Origin of the sequence: Vibrio sp. 10N.222.52.C12, from assembly GCF_041474215.1 — a bacterium.
GTDB classification, from domain to species: Bacteria; Pseudomonadota; Gammaproteobacteria; order Enterobacterales; family Vibrionaceae; genus Vibrio; species Vibrio crassostreae_C.
On the sequence record NZ_JBFRTR010000054.1, the window covers coordinates 1 to 16,995 of the forward strand.

Genomic DNA, 16,995 nt, shown 5'->3' on the forward strand with positions numbered 1-16,995 from the left:
ATCCTTGGTAGTTAACTCGGACAATGAGTAAACTATAAAGATCACTTAGTGAGGTACCAAATGCAACAGTATGACAATCAACGACATGAGTTTACTCCGCAAGATGTGGAAATAGTCTCAAAAGAGACGCTGTTTCGTGGTTTTTTCAAAATGGTCAAGTACACATTTAAACATAGACTATTTGAGGGAGGCTGGAGCCAACCAATAGAGCGTGAGATGTTTGAGCGTGGACATGCTGCCGCTTTGCTACCTTATGATCCTGTGCGTGATGAAGTGGTGATCGTCGAACAGATCCGTGTCGGAGCCCTAGAGCATGAGAACCCATGGCAATACGAAATTGTTGCTGGGATCATTGATACGGACGAATCGCCACAAGACGTCGCTCGTCGTGAAGCAATGGAAGAAGCCGGAGTCGAAGTCGGATCTGTATTGCCTATTACTTCGTATTATCCTTCATCTGGTGGTTGCTCTGAAAAGCTCGACGTCTTTGTTGGCTGTGTTGATGCAACGACAGCCAAAGGGGTACACGGATTGGACTACGAAGGTGAAGACATTCGTGTACAAGTGATGAGTCGCGAAGCTGCTTATCAGTTGGTAAAAGATGGTGTATTTGAAAATGGAGCCACGATCATTGCGCTACAGTGGCTACAATTGAACTACCAAGAATTACAGTCAGAGTGGATAGATTAACGTCATGCCAAATATCGCGGTCAAAAAACCGTATCATGTTGATCTTGCTGAATTGATGCGAGTTTACGAGACTAACTATGCCAAACTGAACGCTTTGTTACCGGTTGGGCATGAGGTTGGTGACGTTCGCTGTTACCAAGCCGTTAATATGGTGTATCAATTGACAGTGAATGAGGTCACAAAATACACCACATTAATAGATATATGTCAGAGTGATGCGATGCCAGTGTTTCCTTTGCCAAAAATGTCTGTCAGGCTATATCACGACGCTCGAGTTGCAGAAGTGTGCGCTAGCGGGGATTTTTCGCGAGTCAAAGCGAAATATGACTACCCCAACACTAAGCTTCTGCAAAAGGACGAGAAATTTCAATTGAATAAATTTCTTGGGGAATGGTTAACGTTTTGTTTAAAAACGGGTATCAGCCGAACCCCAATTGCCTTTTAATTGAGCCTATTTATCAACACTTTTAAAGTCTAAACAGTAACGTATCTGGATTTGTTATTTTGGAATTATCACACACTTCAAAATTTGATGAGAGCACTATTAAGCTTGTGCAGCTAACGGACACGCATTTATTTGCGCCGAGCAATGGCAGCTTATTAAGCATCAACACTCAAGATAGCTTTCGTGCTGTAGTCGATGGCATTGTTAGTCAGGGCTTTGACTATCAAGCGATTTTAGCAACCGGTGATATATCTCAAGATCACAGTGCTGAGTCGTACCAGAAATTTGAGTCAGGGATTCAGCCTTTGGAAAAGCCATGCTATTGGCTGCCAGGGAACCATGACTTTAAGCCTAATATGGGCAGTGTTTTACCATCACCACAAATACAGTGTGTTGAGCATGTCTTGCTAGGCGATAACTGGCAGATGGTGATGCTAGACTCGCAGGTGGTTGGTGTGCCTCATGGTCGCCTCAGCGATCAACAGCTTGACCTATTAGAACAGAAGCTGACGGAGTTCCCTGAACGTAATACCTTGGTTCTATTGCACCACCATCCATTGTTGGTTGGCAGCGCATGGTTAGATCAACATAACCTAAAAGACGCCGATCAATTTTGGGATGTGGTTCAACAGCACACCAATGTTAAAGCCGTACTGTGTGGTCACGTTCATCAAGACATGAACCGAGATCATCATGGTGTACAAGTCATGGCAACACCGTCGACTTGTGTGCAATTCAAACCTAACTCAGATGACTTCGCGGTTGATACTTTGTCTCCGGGCTGGAGAGAGATTGAATTACATCAAGACGGTACCGTTAGCACGCAAGTTCGTCGTCTGCCTCATGGGCAGTTCTTGCCTGATTTTAAGGCTGCTGGTTACTAATGAAGGCGGTTATTGATGCCAGGCTCTAATCAACAAGCTAATAAGCCATCGCTGCTTCTCTATATTCACGGATTTAACAGCTCATCACGTTCTCATAAAGCGAATGTGATGGCAGATTACTGTGCGGAGCATCGCGCTGATATTAAAGTCGTAACCCCTCAACTGCCGAGTTTCCCTCAACAAGCGGCACTTCATTTACAGCAGCTGGTGGAGCAATACAAAGAGCAATATCAAATAGCGTTGGTCGGTAGCTCGCTGGGTGGCTATCTTTCAACATGGCTGAATAGCCACTATGGTTTTAAAGCGGTGGTTGTAAACCCAGCAGTGAAGCCGTATGAGCTTCTTGCTGACTATTTAGGTGAACAAGTAAACCCATACACAGATGAACGATATGTACTGGAAACAAAACATATTGATGAACTGAAGGCGTTAGAGGTTTCGGCTATCGCTAAGCCGAGCGACTTCTGGTTACTTCAGCAAACGGAAGACGAAGTTCTGGATTACCGACAAGCGGTAGAGAAGTACCAAGGTGCAACACAGACAGTAGAAGAGGGCGGGGATCATAGCTTTGTTGATTTTGAACGCTACCCACAACAAATCATCACCTTTCTAAATCTTTAATCTGTTCCACCAACCAAGTGATTTTCTCTTGTTTGCCTGTTATTTCATCTATCAATGGTGAAATATCATAGTTTGATGTCTTAGTTTTTGAACTAGCTTGACATCATTACTCAGCTTCCAGACTATATTCCCCAATACTTCGCTCGTTCGCTCTACTATGACGGTTCATAGTAATGATTCTGCTTTAGTGAAACTGGAGCCAGCGAACTGACGCAAACTTTTTGAGTAAACTCCGTATTATGACTGAACAATATAATGCAAAAGACCTCGAGGTACTTGAAGGTCTCGACCCTGTGCGACACCGCCCGGGAATGTATACCGAGACAGAAAGACCTAACCACCTTGCCCAAGAAGTCATTGATAACTCGGTCGATGAAGCACTAGCGGGACACGCTAAGAAGATCAAAGTGGTACTTCATGCAGACCAATCGTTAGAAGTTACCGATGACGGCCGTGGTATGCCTGTCGATATCCACCCTGAAAAAGGGATCTCAGGTGTTGAGCTGATTTTAACTAAGCTCCACTCTGGCGGTAAATTCTCGAATAACAACTATAAGTTCTCTGGTGGTCTGCACGGTGTAGGTATCTCGGTTGTAAACGCGCTGTCAAAACGTGTTGAAGTGACCGTACGCCGAGAAGGTCAGGTTCACGAGATCGCACTTGAAGGCGGTCATGCAGTAACAGAGCTTACTGTGACGGGCACTTGTGGTCATCGTAACAGTGGTACATCAGTACATTTCTGGCCTGATCCTAAGTACTTCGATAGCCCTAAATTCTCGACACTTCGTCTGATTAACAACCTACGTGCAAAAGCAGTGCTTTGCCCAGGTTTAGAAATTACCTTTATCGACAAAGTCGGTGGTGAAGAGCATAAATGGTTCTATGAAGATGGTCTAAAAGACTACCTTGCCGAAGGCGTGAAAGGTTACACCTTGCTGCCTGAAGAACCGTATGTTGGCGAATTCGTTGCTGAAACAGAAATGGCAAACTGGGCGATCATCTGGCAGCCAGAAGGCGGCGACATGATCACCGAAAGTTACGTGAACTTAGTACCGACTAAACAAGGTGGTACACACGTAAACGGTCTTCGCCAAGGTCTTCTTGATGCAATGCGTGAGTTCTGTGAATTCCGTAATTTGCTGCCGCGTGGCGTTAAGCTAACGGGCGACGATATCTTCGATCGCTGTTCGTACGTACTGTCGGTGAAGATGCAAGATCCGCAGTTTGCTGGTCAAACAAAAGAGCGCTTGTCTTCACGTCAAACTGCTGCGTTTGTGTCTGGTGTGGTAAAAGATGCGTTTAGCCTGTGGTTGAACGAAAAGCCACAACTGGCAGAACAGCTAGCAGAAGCTTGTATTGCGAATGCCCACCGCCGTATGCGCGCAAGCAAAAAGGTTGTGCGTAAGAAAATCGCTTCAGGCCCAGCACTGCCGGGTAAGCTAACTGACTGTTCAGTTCAAGACTTAAGCCGTACCGAAATCTTCTTCGTGGAAGGGGACTCGGCGGGTGGTTCTGCTAAACAAGCACGTGATCGTGAGTTCCAAGCAGTTATGCCACTTCGCGGTAAGATCCTAAATACATGGGAAGTGTCAGCAGACCAAGTATTGGCTTCGCAAGAAGTGCACGACATCTCGGTGGCTCTAGGCATCGACCCGGACAACGATGATTTATCCGGCCTGCGTTACGGTAAGATCTGTATCCTTGCCGATGCGGACTCGGATGGTCTTCATATCGCGACACTGCTGTGTGCTTTGTTTACTCGCCATTTCCATGCATTAGTTGAAGCGGGTCATATCTATGTGGCAATGCCTCCTCTGTATCGTATCGATTGCGGTAAAGAAGTGTTCTACGCACTTGATGACGCAGAGAAAGACGGTGTGCTTGAGCGACTATCGCAGAAGAAAGCCAAGATCAACGTGCAACGATTCAAAGGTCTGGGTGAAATGAACCCACTTCAGTTGCGTGAAACCACCATGGATCCAAACACTCGTCGCCTTGTGCAGTTAACGATTGATGACAGCGAAGCAACCAACGAGATGATGGACATGCTGCTTGGTAAGAAACGTGCAGATGATCGCCGTACATGGCTACAGACTAACGGTGATATGGCCGAGGTATAATGGATGTCTAACGAAATTACATATGATGGCGTTGAACAGCTGCCAATGCGCAAGTTCACCGAAGATGCCTACTTAAATTACTCAATGTACGTGATCATGGATCGTGCATTGCCGTATATCGGTGATGGCTTGAAGCCAGTACAGCGTCGTATTATCTACGCGATGTCTGAGCTAGGCTTATCGGCTGCATCGAAATACAAAAAATCAGCACGTACCGTTGGTGACGTATTAGGTAAGTATCACCCACATGGTGACTCTGCTTGTTACGAAGCGATGGTATTGATGGCGCAGCCTTTCTCTTACCGCTACCCATTGGTAGATGGTCAAGGTAACTGGGGTGCTCCTGATGATCCGAAATCGTTCGCTGCGATGCGTTATACCGAAGCCAAATTATCTAAGTTTGCTGAGGTTCTTCTAGGTGAACTAGGTCAAGGCACTGTTGACTGGCAACCAAACTTTGATGGCACGATGAAAGAGCCTCAAATGTTGCCTGCTCGCCTACCTCACATCCTACTTAACGGTATTACAGGTATCGCGGTAGGTATGGCGACCGATATTCCACCACACAACGTGCGTGAAGTCGCTAATGCAGCCATTCACCTAATTGATACGCCTAAGTCTGAGCTTTCAGACGTGATGGGTTTCATTCAAGGTCCAGATTACCCGACTGAAGCTGAGATTATCTCCCCGAAATCGGACATCGAAAAGATCTACCGTACTGGACGTGGCAGCATCAAGATGCGCGCGGTTTGGCACAAGGAAGGCTCTGATATTGTTATCACGGCTTTACCTCATCAAGTGTCAGGTGCGAAGTTACTTGAGCAAATCGCTAACCAGATGCGCGCTAAGAAGCTGCCAATGGTTGACGACTTGCGAGATGAATCGGATCACGAGAACCCAACGCGTATCGTTGTCGTTCCTCGTTCGAATCGTATCGACTGTGACCAATTGATGAGTCACCTGTTCGCGTCGACGGATCTAGAGAAAAACTTCCGCGTTAACTTGAACATGATTGGTTTAGATAATCGTCCTCAAGTTAAAGGCTTAGTTCAAATCCTGAAAGAGTGGATCGAGTTCCGTCGCACAACGGTTCGCCGTCGTTTGCAGTACCGTTTAGATAAAGTACTGGCACGCTTGCACATCTTAGAAGGTTTGCTTGCTGCTTATCTTAATATCGATGAAGTGATTGAGATCATTCGTACAGAAGACGAACCATGTCCTGTCCTAATGAGCCGTTTCAACATTTCTGAAATTCAAGCCAATGCGATTCTTGATATTAAACTTCGTAACTTAGCTAAGTTAGAAGAGTTTAAAATCCGAGCGGAACAAGAAGAGCTTGAAGCTGAACGTGAGAAGCTTGAAAAGCTACTCGGTTCAGAGCGTCGCTTGAATACGCTGATCAAGAAAGAAATCCAAGCAGATGCGGATAAATACGGCGATGATCGTCGTTCACCTCTGATTGAGCGCGCTGAAGCGAAAGCGCTAACAGAGCGCGACTTAGTACCAAGCGAACCAATCACGGTTGTGTTGTCTGAGAAAGGTTGGATTCGTCATGCCAAGGGGCATGAAGTTGACGCTGAAGGTTTGAACTACAAATCGGGTGATAAATTCTTAGCGAGTGCTAAGGGTAAGAGTAACCAGCAAGCGGTGTTCCTCGGCAGTGATGGTCGAAGCTACTCCCTTGAGTCACATTCATTACCGTCGGCGCGAAGCCAAGGTGAGCCAATTACAGGCCGCTTGAACGTCAGCCCAGGTACTTCTATTCGCCAAGTGGTGATGGGAGAGAATGAACAATTATGGTTAGTCGGTTCTGATGCAGGTTATGGTTTTGTTTGTAAGGGTAGCGATCTGCTGTCCAAGAACAAGAGCGGTAAAGCCTTGGTTAACTTGCCACAAGCTTCTGAAGTGATGATGCCAAGCCCTATTGCTGACTTGGACAGTAATCAGATTCTGGCGATTACTAACCAAGGTCGTATGTTGTTGTTCCCGATTAAAGATCTCCCTCAGCTGAGCAAAGGTAAAGGCAACAAGATCATCAACATCCCTTCTGCGAAAGCAAAAGAGCGTGAAGAGTTTGTCTCACATCTTATGGCTATCCCAGAGAATGCGACGCTGACTATCTACGCCGGTAAACGTAAGCTTGGTTTGAAACCTGCGGATCTTGAAAACTTCCGTGGTGAACGTGGTCGTCGTGGTGGTCTACTGCCTAGAGGACTACAGCGAGTGACTCGCATCGATATCGAAGAGCAAAGTGAATCGTAGAGATACTTGAAACAATCTTTAGATAAAAGAAAACCCAGCCTATGAGCTGGGTTTTTTGTACTTGTGTATTAGCAGCTTGAATCATTGCTTACAGAGTTTGCTCTACAGGCGAGCATCTTCGGCGATGGTCACCTTTAAGGTTTTGCTTTCACCTTGGCGCAATATACCCACATCGATAACTGTACCAGGTCGCAGGTCGGTAACGATGTCCATTACACTCTGGCGACCATTTACTTGGTTATCGTTGATACTGACAATAATGTCTTGAGCTTCAAAACCCGCATCGGCAGCCGGACCATTAGGGTCTATCCCCAACACAACGATCCCGCCGATATTCTTAGTACCCAACATGCGTGAGGTGACTGAGTTGATGTCTTGTCCATCGATACCAATATAGCCACGAATCACACGACCATCGGCGATGATCTTTTCCATGATTTTATTAGCAAGCGGATAGGGGATAGCGAATGAGATCCCATAGGTTTCCATGTCGGTAGCTTGCTGGAAAGAGGCGGTATTGATACCGACTAGCTCACCTTGTGAGTTCACCAGTGCGCCACCTGAGTTACCTTCATTGATTGCCGCATCGGTCTGGATAAAGGCTTGATGGCCATCGGCACTGATCGAAGAACGGCCGGTTGCAGAGATGATACCAAAGGTTGTTGTTTGACCTAGGTTGTATGGGTTACCGATAGCCAGTACAACATCACCGACATTGGCTTTGTAATTAGGATTGAGTGGGATCACCGGTAGATTATCACCGCTGACTCTAAGTATCGCGATATCGGTGCGTTTGTCTGAACCGACAAGTTGCGCAGCTGCTACTCGGCCATCTTGAAGTGCCACAACTATTTGGTCTGCTTGAGCCACCACATGGAAGTTGGTAATGATGTAGCCTTTCTCGCTAACAATCACCCCAGAGCCCAAACCTTGTGTGAGCAGTTTGTTTCGATCGCTTTCAGCGTATTTACGGCTATAAATGTTAACCACTGCAGGCGCCGCGCGGCGAACTGCTTGGTTAAATGAAATCTGAAGAGAGCCAATATTATCGACTTTAGGGCTAGTGACGTCAGCGACAATCGCTGGTCTTAAGCTCGGGAAGGCGAGAAGAATAAGCGCCGCTGAAACGAGTCCAAGGGAAATAGAACGAAATAGAAAGGACAGCATGTTTCCCTCTTCAACAAGTAAGGTGTGAAGCCTCCATCAATGGATGACTGATTTGATTACAAGTGAAGCATAGCATTTTGATTGATCTAAAGAAAAGGGAGACTGAGTAAGTTTAAAGCAAACTTACTGAGCCTCCCTGTAATTGCGCTGACGTAAGACTATCGAATCACAAGATAGATAGTTCGGTCGCCTCGCTGGATATTAAGCGCCAGTACACCAGGTTGTTTTTCAAGAATCTCTCTAAACTCAGCAAGGTTCTTAACGGGCTGGCGGTTTACTCCGATGATGATGTCATCTTTCAGGAGTTGATAGGCTTCGGCTGGTGAACCTTGAGCAACATTCGATACCTTGACGCCTGTTGCAGAGTCACTCTCTGTTGTGTTGGTTAACTCAGCACCAGCTAGTCCTTCATGGAGCTTCTCAGCTTGTGTTTTATTATTGGTGGATTCACCAAGCGTCACATCAAAGGTTTTGCTCTTACCGTCACGAACCACACCCAGTTCAATCTGCTTACCAGCGCCGAGTGTTGCGACCTTAGCTCTTAACTCGCTGAAGGTATCAATGCGTTTGCCATTAATAGAGACAATAATATCGCCCGCTTTCAGTCCTGCTTTATCGGCTGCGCTGTCAGGGACGATTTGGCTAACAAAGGCGCCCTTGCTTGATTCATAACCGAGTGCTTCTGCCAATTCAGAGGTCACTTCTCCGCCTTGAACGCCAAGCATGCCGCGTTTTACTTCACCGAAGTCGAGAATTTGTTCTGTCAGGTTTGTCATCATATTAGAAGGGATTGCAAAGCCGATACCGACATTACCTCCGTTAGGGCCAAGAATGGCGGTGTTGATACCAATTAGCTCACCGTTAAGGTTCACTAGCGCACCACCAGAGTTGCCGCTGTTGATTGCTGCATCGGTTTGAATGAAGTTTTCAAAGTTTTCTAGATTCAGGCCGCTACGGCCGAGTGCAGAAACAATACCGGATGTCACGGTTTGCCCAAGTCCGAATGGGTTACCGATCGCGACACTAAAATCACCAACTCTTAGTTTGTCTGAGTCTGCGACTTTTATCTGGATCAGGTTTTTGGCTTCTTCTAATTTTAGCAGTGCGATATCAGACATCTGGTCGCCGCCGATTAGCTCAGCATCGTACTCTCGACCATCATGCAGTTTTACTTTGATATCGTCCGCACCATTAATGACATGGTAATTGGTCACGATATGACCTTTCTCGGCGTCAATGATGACACCAGAGCCTAATCCGCGGAAGGGACGCTCTCGTGTTTGTTCTGGACCAAAAAAGAATTGAAATTGTTCAGGGATTTGCTGACGTTGTACCTGTTTGCCTTCTACGGCAATACTAACCACAGCGGGGGTCACTTGTTCAAGCATAGGAGCAAGGCTCGGTAATTGTTCATTACCCACACTTAATGGCAGTGCGGCTGTTGCTTTAATGGGGGTGATGATTGAACTTAAGCTTAAAGTTAGCACTGATAAAGCAAGCAAAGGTTTTTTCATCATAAACTCCTCTCTAGTTAAGGTCTTAACCCTCTTATACGTTTAATAAGTATGATAAGTTTCAAATGACCTGAGTGAAAGTTATGACTCAAAAACCTTTGTAAAGTTCACAGAAGTGTTAAATGTTTACGATGCTTTTGCTGTAACAACATCGGGAGCATTCATGATTTCTTTCTTCTGCTCTGTAAATAAACCGGTTGCGCCATTAGCGTAATCTTTCGGTTGTTCCTCAAGTGTCGCCTCTTTTACTGAAGGCTTCTCTTGTGGCTTGTCCGAATGGGCAGCGGCTGTTTTCACAAACGGGTTATCTTGCTCTGGCAGGTTAGGAATCAGCTCTGAGCTTGTTTTTTCCATGTGTTGGTACAGTTTTGTGTAGTCTTTACCTAATGTGTCCAACATTTCTGCTGATTTCGCAAAGTGATCAGCCAGCTCTTGTCGCTGCTGCTCAAGGGCAAACTTTGCGCTATCCAATTCTTTCTGTACGTTCTTTTGTTTTTTGTATTCAGGTGTCATGAGACGAGAAATAGCGACCCCTAAAATAACTCCGACTAGTAAACCGGCAACGGCATACATCCAAGGCATAACAGCTCCTTATTATTGTTTTTTAACATGTTTGTTACTGCTTAGTTACACGTGATACGGCTCCATGGTACTATGAGAAAGCCGCAGTATAAAGAGAAATGCGTGTGCGCTAGTTAGCAGTTTGATGCTGCATTATTCACCACATCACGTTATTCCTCGTACTGTTTGGGCTCATTTTTAGTTGTTGTCTGATATTGCTTTCATTGTGGAAATGTCGTCATGAATCCCATTAAAAAATACGAACAAGATATAAAAGAACATGGATTTCAAAGAGATCCAGCACAAGAGCAAGCCGTAAAATCTTTAGATGAACTCTTTCATCAATTTCAAGATTACATGAATACGCCCATTCCTCAACTGACTCGCTTCCAGAAATTACTAGGCAAAAAGCCAGAACTGCCACAACCACCGAAAGGTCTCTATTTTTGGGGTGGCGTAGGGCGAGGAAAAACGTACCTAATGGATACGTTCTATGATGCCTTACCGACCACTAAAAAAATGCGTGTTCACTTTCACCGCTTTATGTATCGAGTTCATGATGAGCTAAAGGCGCTAGGTAATGTGAGTGATCCATTGCCTTTAGTCGCAGACAAGTTGAAGGAAGAAGCGGACATTATCTGTTTCGACGAATTCTTTGTTTCAGACATCACCGATGCGATGATCCTAGGAACCTTGTTCCAAGAGTTATTCGCTCGAAACGCTATCTTGGTTGCGACCTCTAATATTCCACCTGCGGATCTGTATCGCAACGGGTTACAGCGAGCGCGTTTCTTACCTGCCATCAAGCTCATTCAAGACAACTGTCATATCCTTAATGTCGATAGTGGTATTGACTATCGTCTACGTACCTTAGAACAGGCTGAGATTTACCATTACCCGCTAGATAGCCAAGCGAATATTAATCTCGAAAAGTATTACGCTCAGCTCGTTGGTGAAGATAAAGAGAAGCTTAAGCAGATAGAGGTTAACCACCGTCAATTAGATGTAGTCGAAGCGAGTGATGGCGTACTGCATGGCACCTTTGCTCAGCTTTGTCAGTCGGCTCGTAGCCAGAACGACTATATTGAGTTGTCTCGGGTTTATCACACAGTTCTATTGGCGGATGTATTGCAAATGGGCGCGACTTCAGATGACGCTGCGAGGCGCTTCATTGCATTAGTTGATGAGTTCTACGAGCGCAATGTGAAGCTGATTATTTCAGCGGAAGTGGAGCTAGAAAAGCTATACACCCATGGTCAGCTAGAGTTTGAATTTAAACGTTGTCAGTCGCGTTTAATTGAAATGCAGAGCCATGAATATTTGGCAAAAGAACACTTAAGTTAGCTTTGATTATCTCGAATAAGAAATAGAATTAAAAAAATCGTGATTTTGTTCAAAAAGAGGTGATTTTTTCTTCGCTCTTCTCTATAATCCTGCGACCTACCGTTACTGCGGGCCTCTAGCGATGAGTAAAATCACGTTATGCCAAGAGTTTTCCAACACTCGAAGGGGTGATGAATGGTAACTCTTAGACAGTGGGAATACGCGAGTATTCCTTAAGTGTAAATTTTTTAAATAGGTAATTATTAGCATGAAAACTTTCGTTGCTAAACCAGAAACTGTAAAACGCGACTGGTATGTTGTAGACGCTGAAGGCAAAACTCTTGGCCGTCTAGCAAGTGAAATCGCTTCTCGCCTACGCGGCAAGCACAAAGCAGAATACACTCCTCACGTAGACACTGGTGATTACATCATCGTTGTTAACGCTGAGAAAGTTGCTGTAACTGGTAACAAAGCTAAGGGTAAGGTTTACTACCGTCACTCAGAGTTCCCAGGTGGTCTTAAAACTATCACTTTTGAAAAGCTAATTGCTAAGAAACCAGAAATGGTTCTAGAACTAGCAGTTAAAGGTATGCTTCCACGTGGTCCTCTAGGCCGCGCGATGTACCGTAAGCTTAAAGTGTACGCTGGTACTGAGCACAACCATGTTGCTCAACAGCCACAAGTACTAGACATCTAAGGGGATTATGAAAATGGCAGAGAATCAATACTACGGCACTGGTCGTCGCAAAAGCTCAGCAGCTCGTGTTTTCATCAAACCAGGCTCTGGTGAGATCGTAATCAACAAGCGTAGCCTTGATGTTTACTTCGGTCGTCCAACTTCTCGTATGGTTGTTAAGCAACCTCTTGAGCTAGTTGAACTAACTGAGAAACTTGACCTTTACATCACTGTTTCTGGTGGTGGTATTTCTGGTCAAGCTGGCGCAATCCGCCACGGTATCACTCGCGCTCTTATGGAGTACGATGAAACTCTACGTCCTGCTCTACGTGCAGCTGGCTACGTTACTCGTGACGCTCGTTGCGTTGAACGTAAGAAAGTTGGTCTACGTAAAGCACGTCGTAAACCTCAATTCTCTAAGCGTTAATTTTTCTTTACGAAAAAGTACACGCCCCCAGTTTTACGACTGGAATTGTGGTTCAAAGCTCGGCTATATGCCGGGCTTTTTGTTTTTATACCCCCTCTAAACGCTTTCCCTTCCTCGTTTTATTTCCAAATTCTTATATTTTGAAAGCTTTTGTAACCCAATGTGCGCTTTGCCTCATGATTGTTACAAAAAGGTAGCTTTATCTTGTCAAAAAGTAGGGTTTTATTTATCATTTGCCGTCAATAAATAGAACTAAATACATATTTTGTTAGCCATGCTCTTTAATCGGAATTATTTCAATCCACAAGGAGCAAATGGGAGAATGTTTGGATGAGCAACGCGCCTTTAAATAACGGTCGCAGGCGTTTCTTAACCGCAACAACAGCCGTTGTTGGTGGTTTAGGAGCAGCTGCTGTAGCCGTGCCTTTTATTAAATCATGGAATCCGAGTGCCAAGGCGAAAGCTGCGGGCGCGCCGGTGGAAGTGGAAGTCAGTAAGTTAGAACCGGGACAAATGGTTCGTGTCGAGTGGCAAGGTAAACCTGTATGGGTTGTACGCCGTGCTGAGTCGGTACTAGAAAACCTAAAATCGATCGGTGGTCAACTTCGTGACCCTCAATCTGAAGCTGAACAACAACCAGAATACGCACAGAACGAGTTCCGTTCAATTAAGCCGGAATTCTTCGTTGCTGTTGGTTTCTGTACGCACTTAGGTTGTTCTCCAACTTACCTGCCGGATTCTTTTGCAGAACAAGTTCAGGGTGTTAAGTCTGGTTTCTTCTGTCCTTGTCATGGTTCAAAGTTTGATATGGCAGGTCGAGTATTCCAAGGCGTACCAGCTCCATTGAATCTTGTTGTACCAAAGCATATGTATTTGAGTGACACTAAGATCATGATCGGTGTGGACGAGGGAGACGCGTAATGCAAGGATTGCTTGATTGGGTAGAGAAACGTCTACCCGCGATGAATGCGTATAAAAAGCATTTATCTGAATACCCAATGCCTAAGAACTTTAACTTTTGGTACCTTTTCGGTTCTTTGGCAATGTTGGTATTGGTTAACCAAATCCTTACGGGTATTTGGCTAACAATGAACTACGTACCGTCAGGTGAGGGTGCATTTGCTTCTGTTGAATACATCATGCGTGATGTGGAATACGGTTGGCTACTACGTTACATGCACTCAACAGGTGCTTCGGCATTCTTCGTTGTTATCTACCTGCACATGTTCCGTGGCCTAATCTATGGTTCTTACCAAAAGCCTCGTGAGCTACTTTGGATCTTCGGTATGTTGATCTTCTTAGTGCTTATGGCTGAGGCTTTCATGGGTTACCTACTACCATGGGGTCAAATGTCTTACTGGGGTGCTCAGGTAATCATTTCTCTGTTTGGTGCGATCCCTGTTATCGGTGATGACCTAACGCTTTGGATCCGTGGTGACTACATCATCTCTGGTGCAACGCTGAACCGTTTCTTCGCACTGCACGTTATCGCTCTACCAATTGTACTTCTGCTGCTTATCGTACTTCACGTACTAGCACTGCACGAAGTGGGTTCGAACAACCCAGACGGTATTGAGACGAAACTTCCTAAAGGCACAATGGGCGACGACTACAAAACGCAGTTCCCATTCCACAAGGATTACACTAAGAAATACGACATCATTGACTCTATTCCTTTCCACCCATACGGGACCGTGAAAGATATGGTTGGTGTGGCCGGTTTCCTATTCTTCTTCTGTTATGTGCTGTTCTTTAACCCAGAGATGGGTGGATTCTTCCTTGAGCCGCCAAACTTTGAAGCTGCTAACCCACTGAAAACACCAGAGCACATCGCTCCGGTATGGTACTTCACGCCGTTTTACGCAATTCTGCGTGCTGTTCCTGATAAGTTGCTAGGTGTTGTAGCAATGGGCGCATCTATTGTTGTGCTATTCCTACTACCATGGTTCGACCGTTGTAAAGTGCGTTCTTACCGTTACCGTAGCAAACTGCATTTGATTAACATCATCCAATTCACAATAAGCTTTATTGCGCTTGGTGTACTTGGTGCGCTTCCAGCAACGCCAACATACACGCTACTGGCTCAAATCTTTAGCTTAGGTTACTTCATGTTCTTCGTTCTACTGTGGTTCTACAGTAAAAATGAAGCGACGAAACCATTACCAGAAAGGGTGACATTCAAATGAAAAAGTGGATTGTAATTTTATTTGCTATGTTGCCGTCACTGGTGATGGCAGCGGGTGCAAACGTACCATTAGATAAAGCGAACAATGATTTAACAGACAAAGCTTCATTGCAAAATGGCGCTAAAATGTTCATGAACTACTGTTTTGCTTGTCACTCAACGCAGTACCAGCGCTATGAACGTGTTGCGAATGATTTAGAGATCCCTGTTGATCTTATGAAGGAAAACCTGATTTTCGACCCTGAAGCGAAAATCGGTGACTTGATGGTTAATGCTATGCCTTCTGATCAAGCGGCAAGTTGGTTTGGTGCTCCGCCACCAGACCTAACATTGGTTGCTCGTGTTCGTGGCGCAGACTGGCTGTACACTTACCTTCGTACTTTCTATGAAGATCCGTCTCGTCCATTTGGCGTGAACAACATTGTTTTCCCAAGCGTTGGTATGCCGCACGTTCTTGAAGAACTGCAAGGTATCCCAACACCAATCTACGATACTCATATGGTAGATGGCGAGGAAGTGACGGTTGTTGTTGGCACTGAGACTGATGGCTCTGGCGAATTAAGTGCTGGTGAATACGACGAAGCAGTTCGTGACCTTGTTAACTTTTTGGTTTACTCGGGCGACCCAGTTCAACTTGAGCGTCACGCGATGGGTTGGTGGGTAATGGCCTTCTTAGTAATCTTCACTATCATCGTGATTTTGCTGAAGAAAGAGTATTGGCGTGATGTGCACTAATTGTGCTATAATACCGTGCTAATTCCCAAATTATGTTAATGTTCAATGGAGGCTTTAGGCCTCCATTGTTTTTATTTAAAGTGTACTGGAGGGCTCCATGGCTGTAGCTGCCAATAAACGTTCTGTAATGACTCTTTTCTCAAGTGCTTCTGATATGTATAGCCATCAGGTGCGCATCGTTCTTGCTGAAAAAGGCGTAAGTGTTGAAGTTGAGTTGGTTGATGAAAAAAATCTACCAGCAGAGCTTGTTGAACTGAACCCGTACAAATCAGTACCTACTCTTGTTGATCGTGAGCTTGCTCTATATGACTCGAAGATCATCATGGAATACCTAGATGAGCGTTTCCCTCACCCACCGTTGATGCCTGTATACCCGGTTGCTCGTGGTAACAGCCGTCTAATGATGTACCGCATTGAGCGTAACTGGTATTCAGTTGCAGAGAAGATCGTTAAAGGCAACGCTGAAGAATCTGAAGCAGCTCGCGTTAAACTGCGCAACGACCTACTGACTCTTGCTCCTATCTTCGCTGAGTATGAATACTTCATGAGCGAAGAGTTTAGCCTAATTGATTGTTACCTAGCTCCGCTATTATGGCGTTTACCTGAGCTTGGTATCGAACTAATTGGTCCTGGTTCTAAAGAGCTTAAGATTTACATGAACCGCGTATTCGAACGTGATTCATTCCTAGCTTCTCTAACTGAAGCTGAGCGTGAGATGCGACTCGTTCGCTAAGCGTTTATGGATATTTCTAATATGACTCCACGCCGACCATACATGCTTCGTGCATTTTATGAGTGGCTGGTTGATAACGAACTAACTCCACACCTTGTTGTTGAAGCAACATTACCGGGTGTGCGAGTTCCAGAAGAGTTTGTTCAAGATGGTCAGATCATTCTGAACATCGCGCCTCGTGCGGTTGGACAACTTGAACTGGGTAACGAAGCTGTGACGTTTAGTGCTCGCTTTAGTGGTCGTCCACACTCTGTGATCGTTCCGCTTTACGCAGTACAAGCGATTTATGCTCGTGAAAATGGTGCTGGTACCATGTTTGAACCTGAAGAGGCTTACATGGAAGCGTTTGAAGAAGGGATTGAAGAAAGTCCTTTTGAAGAACCAGAAAAAGGCCCATCTTTGAGCGTAGCAACGGCAGACGTAGATGCTGAAGAGCCAGACTCAGATCCTGAGCCACCTCGTCCAGCGAAAGGTCGCCCAAGCCTTCGTGTTATCAAATAACGTTAATTATACCAATCACAGTAAGTAAGTGATCAGAAATAGCGCAGGAAAAAAGCTTGAGAGCAAGGCGGAATTTTTTGATAAGTAGTTATTCTACAATCAAAAATTCTAACGCAGTTATCGAGATTTTTAACAAGCTAGAATGATAGAT

General features: G+C 45.2%; 17 protein-coding genes. 14 read left to right on the forward strand and 3 right to left on the reverse strand.

Annotated elements, in window-relative coordinates; genetic code table 11:
• Nucleotides 1-60: 60 nt before the first annotated feature.
• The 6 genes from nudF (at nucleotide 61) to parC (ending at nucleotide 7,022) form a co-directional block, all read left to right on the forward strand.
• On the forward strand, nucleotides 61-690 hold the full coding sequence (nudF, locus tag AB4623_RS10625) for an ADP-ribose diphosphatase (protein ID WP_017061425.1): 630 nt from the start codon (nucleotides 61-63) through the stop codon (nucleotides 688-690).
• Between the two features lie 4 nt (nucleotides 691-694).
• Complete coding sequence (locus AB4623_RS10630; protein WP_008222561.1) at nucleotides 695-1,135, forward strand: DUF1249 family protein; 441 nt, start codon at nucleotides 695-697, stop codon at nucleotides 1,133-1,135.
• 59 nt (nucleotides 1,136-1,194) lie between these two features.
• The gene (cpdA, locus tag AB4623_RS10635; protein ID WP_017061426.1) at nucleotides 1,195-2,019 is read left to right on the forward strand and encodes a 3',5'-cyclic-AMP phosphodiesterase; all 825 of its coding nucleotides are present in this window, start codon (nucleotides 1,195-1,197) and stop codon (nucleotides 2,017-2,019) included.
• Nucleotides 2,020-2,034: 15 nt separating this feature from the next.
• The gene (yqiA, locus tag AB4623_RS10640) at nucleotides 2,035-2,640 is read left to right on the forward strand and encodes an esterase YqiA (RefSeq protein WP_017061427.1); all 606 of its coding nucleotides are present in this window, start codon (nucleotides 2,035-2,037) and stop codon (nucleotides 2,638-2,640) included.
• Between the two features lie 239 nt (nucleotides 2,641-2,879).
• A complete protein-coding gene (parE, locus tag AB4623_RS10645; protein ID WP_017061428.1) occupies nucleotides 2,880-4,760 on the forward strand; it encodes a DNA topoisomerase IV subunit B in 1,881 nt (626 codons plus the stop codon).
• A gap of 3 nt (nucleotides 4,761-4,763) precedes the next feature.
• The gene (gene parC, locus AB4623_RS10650; RefSeq protein WP_017067236.1) at nucleotides 4,764-7,022 is read left to right on the forward strand and encodes a DNA topoisomerase IV subunit A; all 2,259 of its coding nucleotides are present in this window, start codon (nucleotides 4,764-4,766) and stop codon (nucleotides 7,020-7,022) included.
• A 102-nt stretch (nucleotides 7,023-7,124) separates the two neighbouring features.
• Here parC and degS read toward each other — a convergent pair whose 3' ends face one another.
• The 3 genes from degS to zapG form a co-directional block, all read right to left on the reverse strand.
• Complete coding sequence (gene degS, locus AB4623_RS10655) at nucleotides 7,125-8,189, reverse strand: outer membrane-stress sensor serine endopeptidase DegS (protein ID WP_171732331.1); 1,065 nt, start codon at nucleotides 8,187-8,189, stop codon at nucleotides 7,125-7,127.
• 158 nt (nucleotides 8,190-8,347) lie between these two features.
• Nucleotides 8,348-9,703 carry a Do family serine endopeptidase gene (locus AB4623_RS10660; RefSeq protein WP_372146366.1) on the reverse strand — a complete coding sequence of 452 codons (1,356 nt, stop codon included), beginning with the start codon at nucleotides 9,701-9,703 and terminating at the stop codon, nucleotides 8,348-8,350.
• Between the two features lie 126 nt (nucleotides 9,704-9,829).
• Complete coding sequence (gene zapG / locus AB4623_RS10665; RefSeq protein WP_017061432.1) at nucleotides 9,830-10,285, reverse strand: Z-ring associated protein ZapG; 456 nt, start codon at nucleotides 10,283-10,285, stop codon at nucleotides 9,830-9,832.
• A 219-nt stretch (nucleotides 10,286-10,504) separates the two neighbouring features.
• Here zapG and zapE point away from each other — a divergent pair, with 219 nt between their 5' ends.
• The 8 genes from zapE to sspB all read left to right on the forward strand — a co-directional run bounded on the left by zapE (nucleotide 10,505) and on the right by sspB (nucleotide 16,844).
• Nucleotides 10,505-11,608 (forward strand): cell division protein ZapE, encoded by a 1,104-nt coding sequence (gene zapE / locus AB4623_RS10670; protein ID WP_017061433.1) that lies wholly within the window; start codon nucleotides 10,505-10,507, stop codon nucleotides 11,606-11,608.
• Between the two features lie 247 nt (nucleotides 11,609-11,855).
• Nucleotides 11,856-12,284, forward strand: coding sequence for a 50S ribosomal protein L13 (gene rplM, locus AB4623_RS10675; protein ID WP_010434689.1), 429 nt, complete (start codon nucleotides 11,856-11,858; stop codon nucleotides 12,282-12,284).
• A gap of 13 nt (nucleotides 12,285-12,297) precedes the next feature.
• Nucleotides 12,298-12,690 (forward strand): 30S ribosomal protein S9, encoded by a 393-nt coding sequence (gene rpsI, locus AB4623_RS10680; protein ID WP_004740758.1) that lies wholly within the window; start codon nucleotides 12,298-12,300, stop codon nucleotides 12,688-12,690.
• Nucleotides 12,691-13,020: 330 nt separating this feature from the next.
• Nucleotides 13,021-13,611, forward strand: a complete 591-nt coding sequence (gene petA / locus AB4623_RS10685; protein WP_017061434.1) for a ubiquinol-cytochrome c reductase iron-sulfur subunit — start codon at nucleotides 13,021-13,023, stop codon at nucleotides 13,609-13,611.
• Nucleotides 13,611-14,876 (forward strand): cytochrome bc complex cytochrome b subunit, encoded by a 1,266-nt coding sequence (locus AB4623_RS10690; RefSeq protein WP_017061435.1) that lies wholly within the window; start codon nucleotides 13,611-13,613, stop codon nucleotides 14,874-14,876. Before petA ends, AB4623_RS10690 begins: the two co-directional genes overlap by 1 nt.
• Nucleotides 14,873-15,610 carry a cytochrome c1 gene (locus AB4623_RS10695; RefSeq protein ID WP_017061436.1) on the forward strand — a complete coding sequence of 246 codons (738 nt, stop codon included), beginning with the start codon at nucleotides 14,873-14,875 and terminating at the stop codon, nucleotides 15,608-15,610. Before AB4623_RS10690 ends, AB4623_RS10695 begins: the two co-directional genes overlap by 4 nt.
• Nucleotides 15,611-15,707: 97 nt before the next feature.
• A complete protein-coding gene (gene sspA, locus AB4623_RS10700) occupies nucleotides 15,708-16,343 on the forward strand; it encodes a stringent starvation protein SspA (protein ID WP_009848943.1) in 636 nt (211 codons plus the stop codon).
• A 6-nt stretch (nucleotides 16,344-16,349) separates the two neighbouring features.
• Nucleotides 16,350-16,844 (forward strand): ClpXP protease specificity-enhancing factor, encoded by a 495-nt coding sequence (sspB, locus tag AB4623_RS10705; RefSeq protein WP_017072808.1) that lies wholly within the window; start codon nucleotides 16,350-16,352, stop codon nucleotides 16,842-16,844.
• Nucleotides 16,845-16,995: the final 151 nt, after the last annotated feature.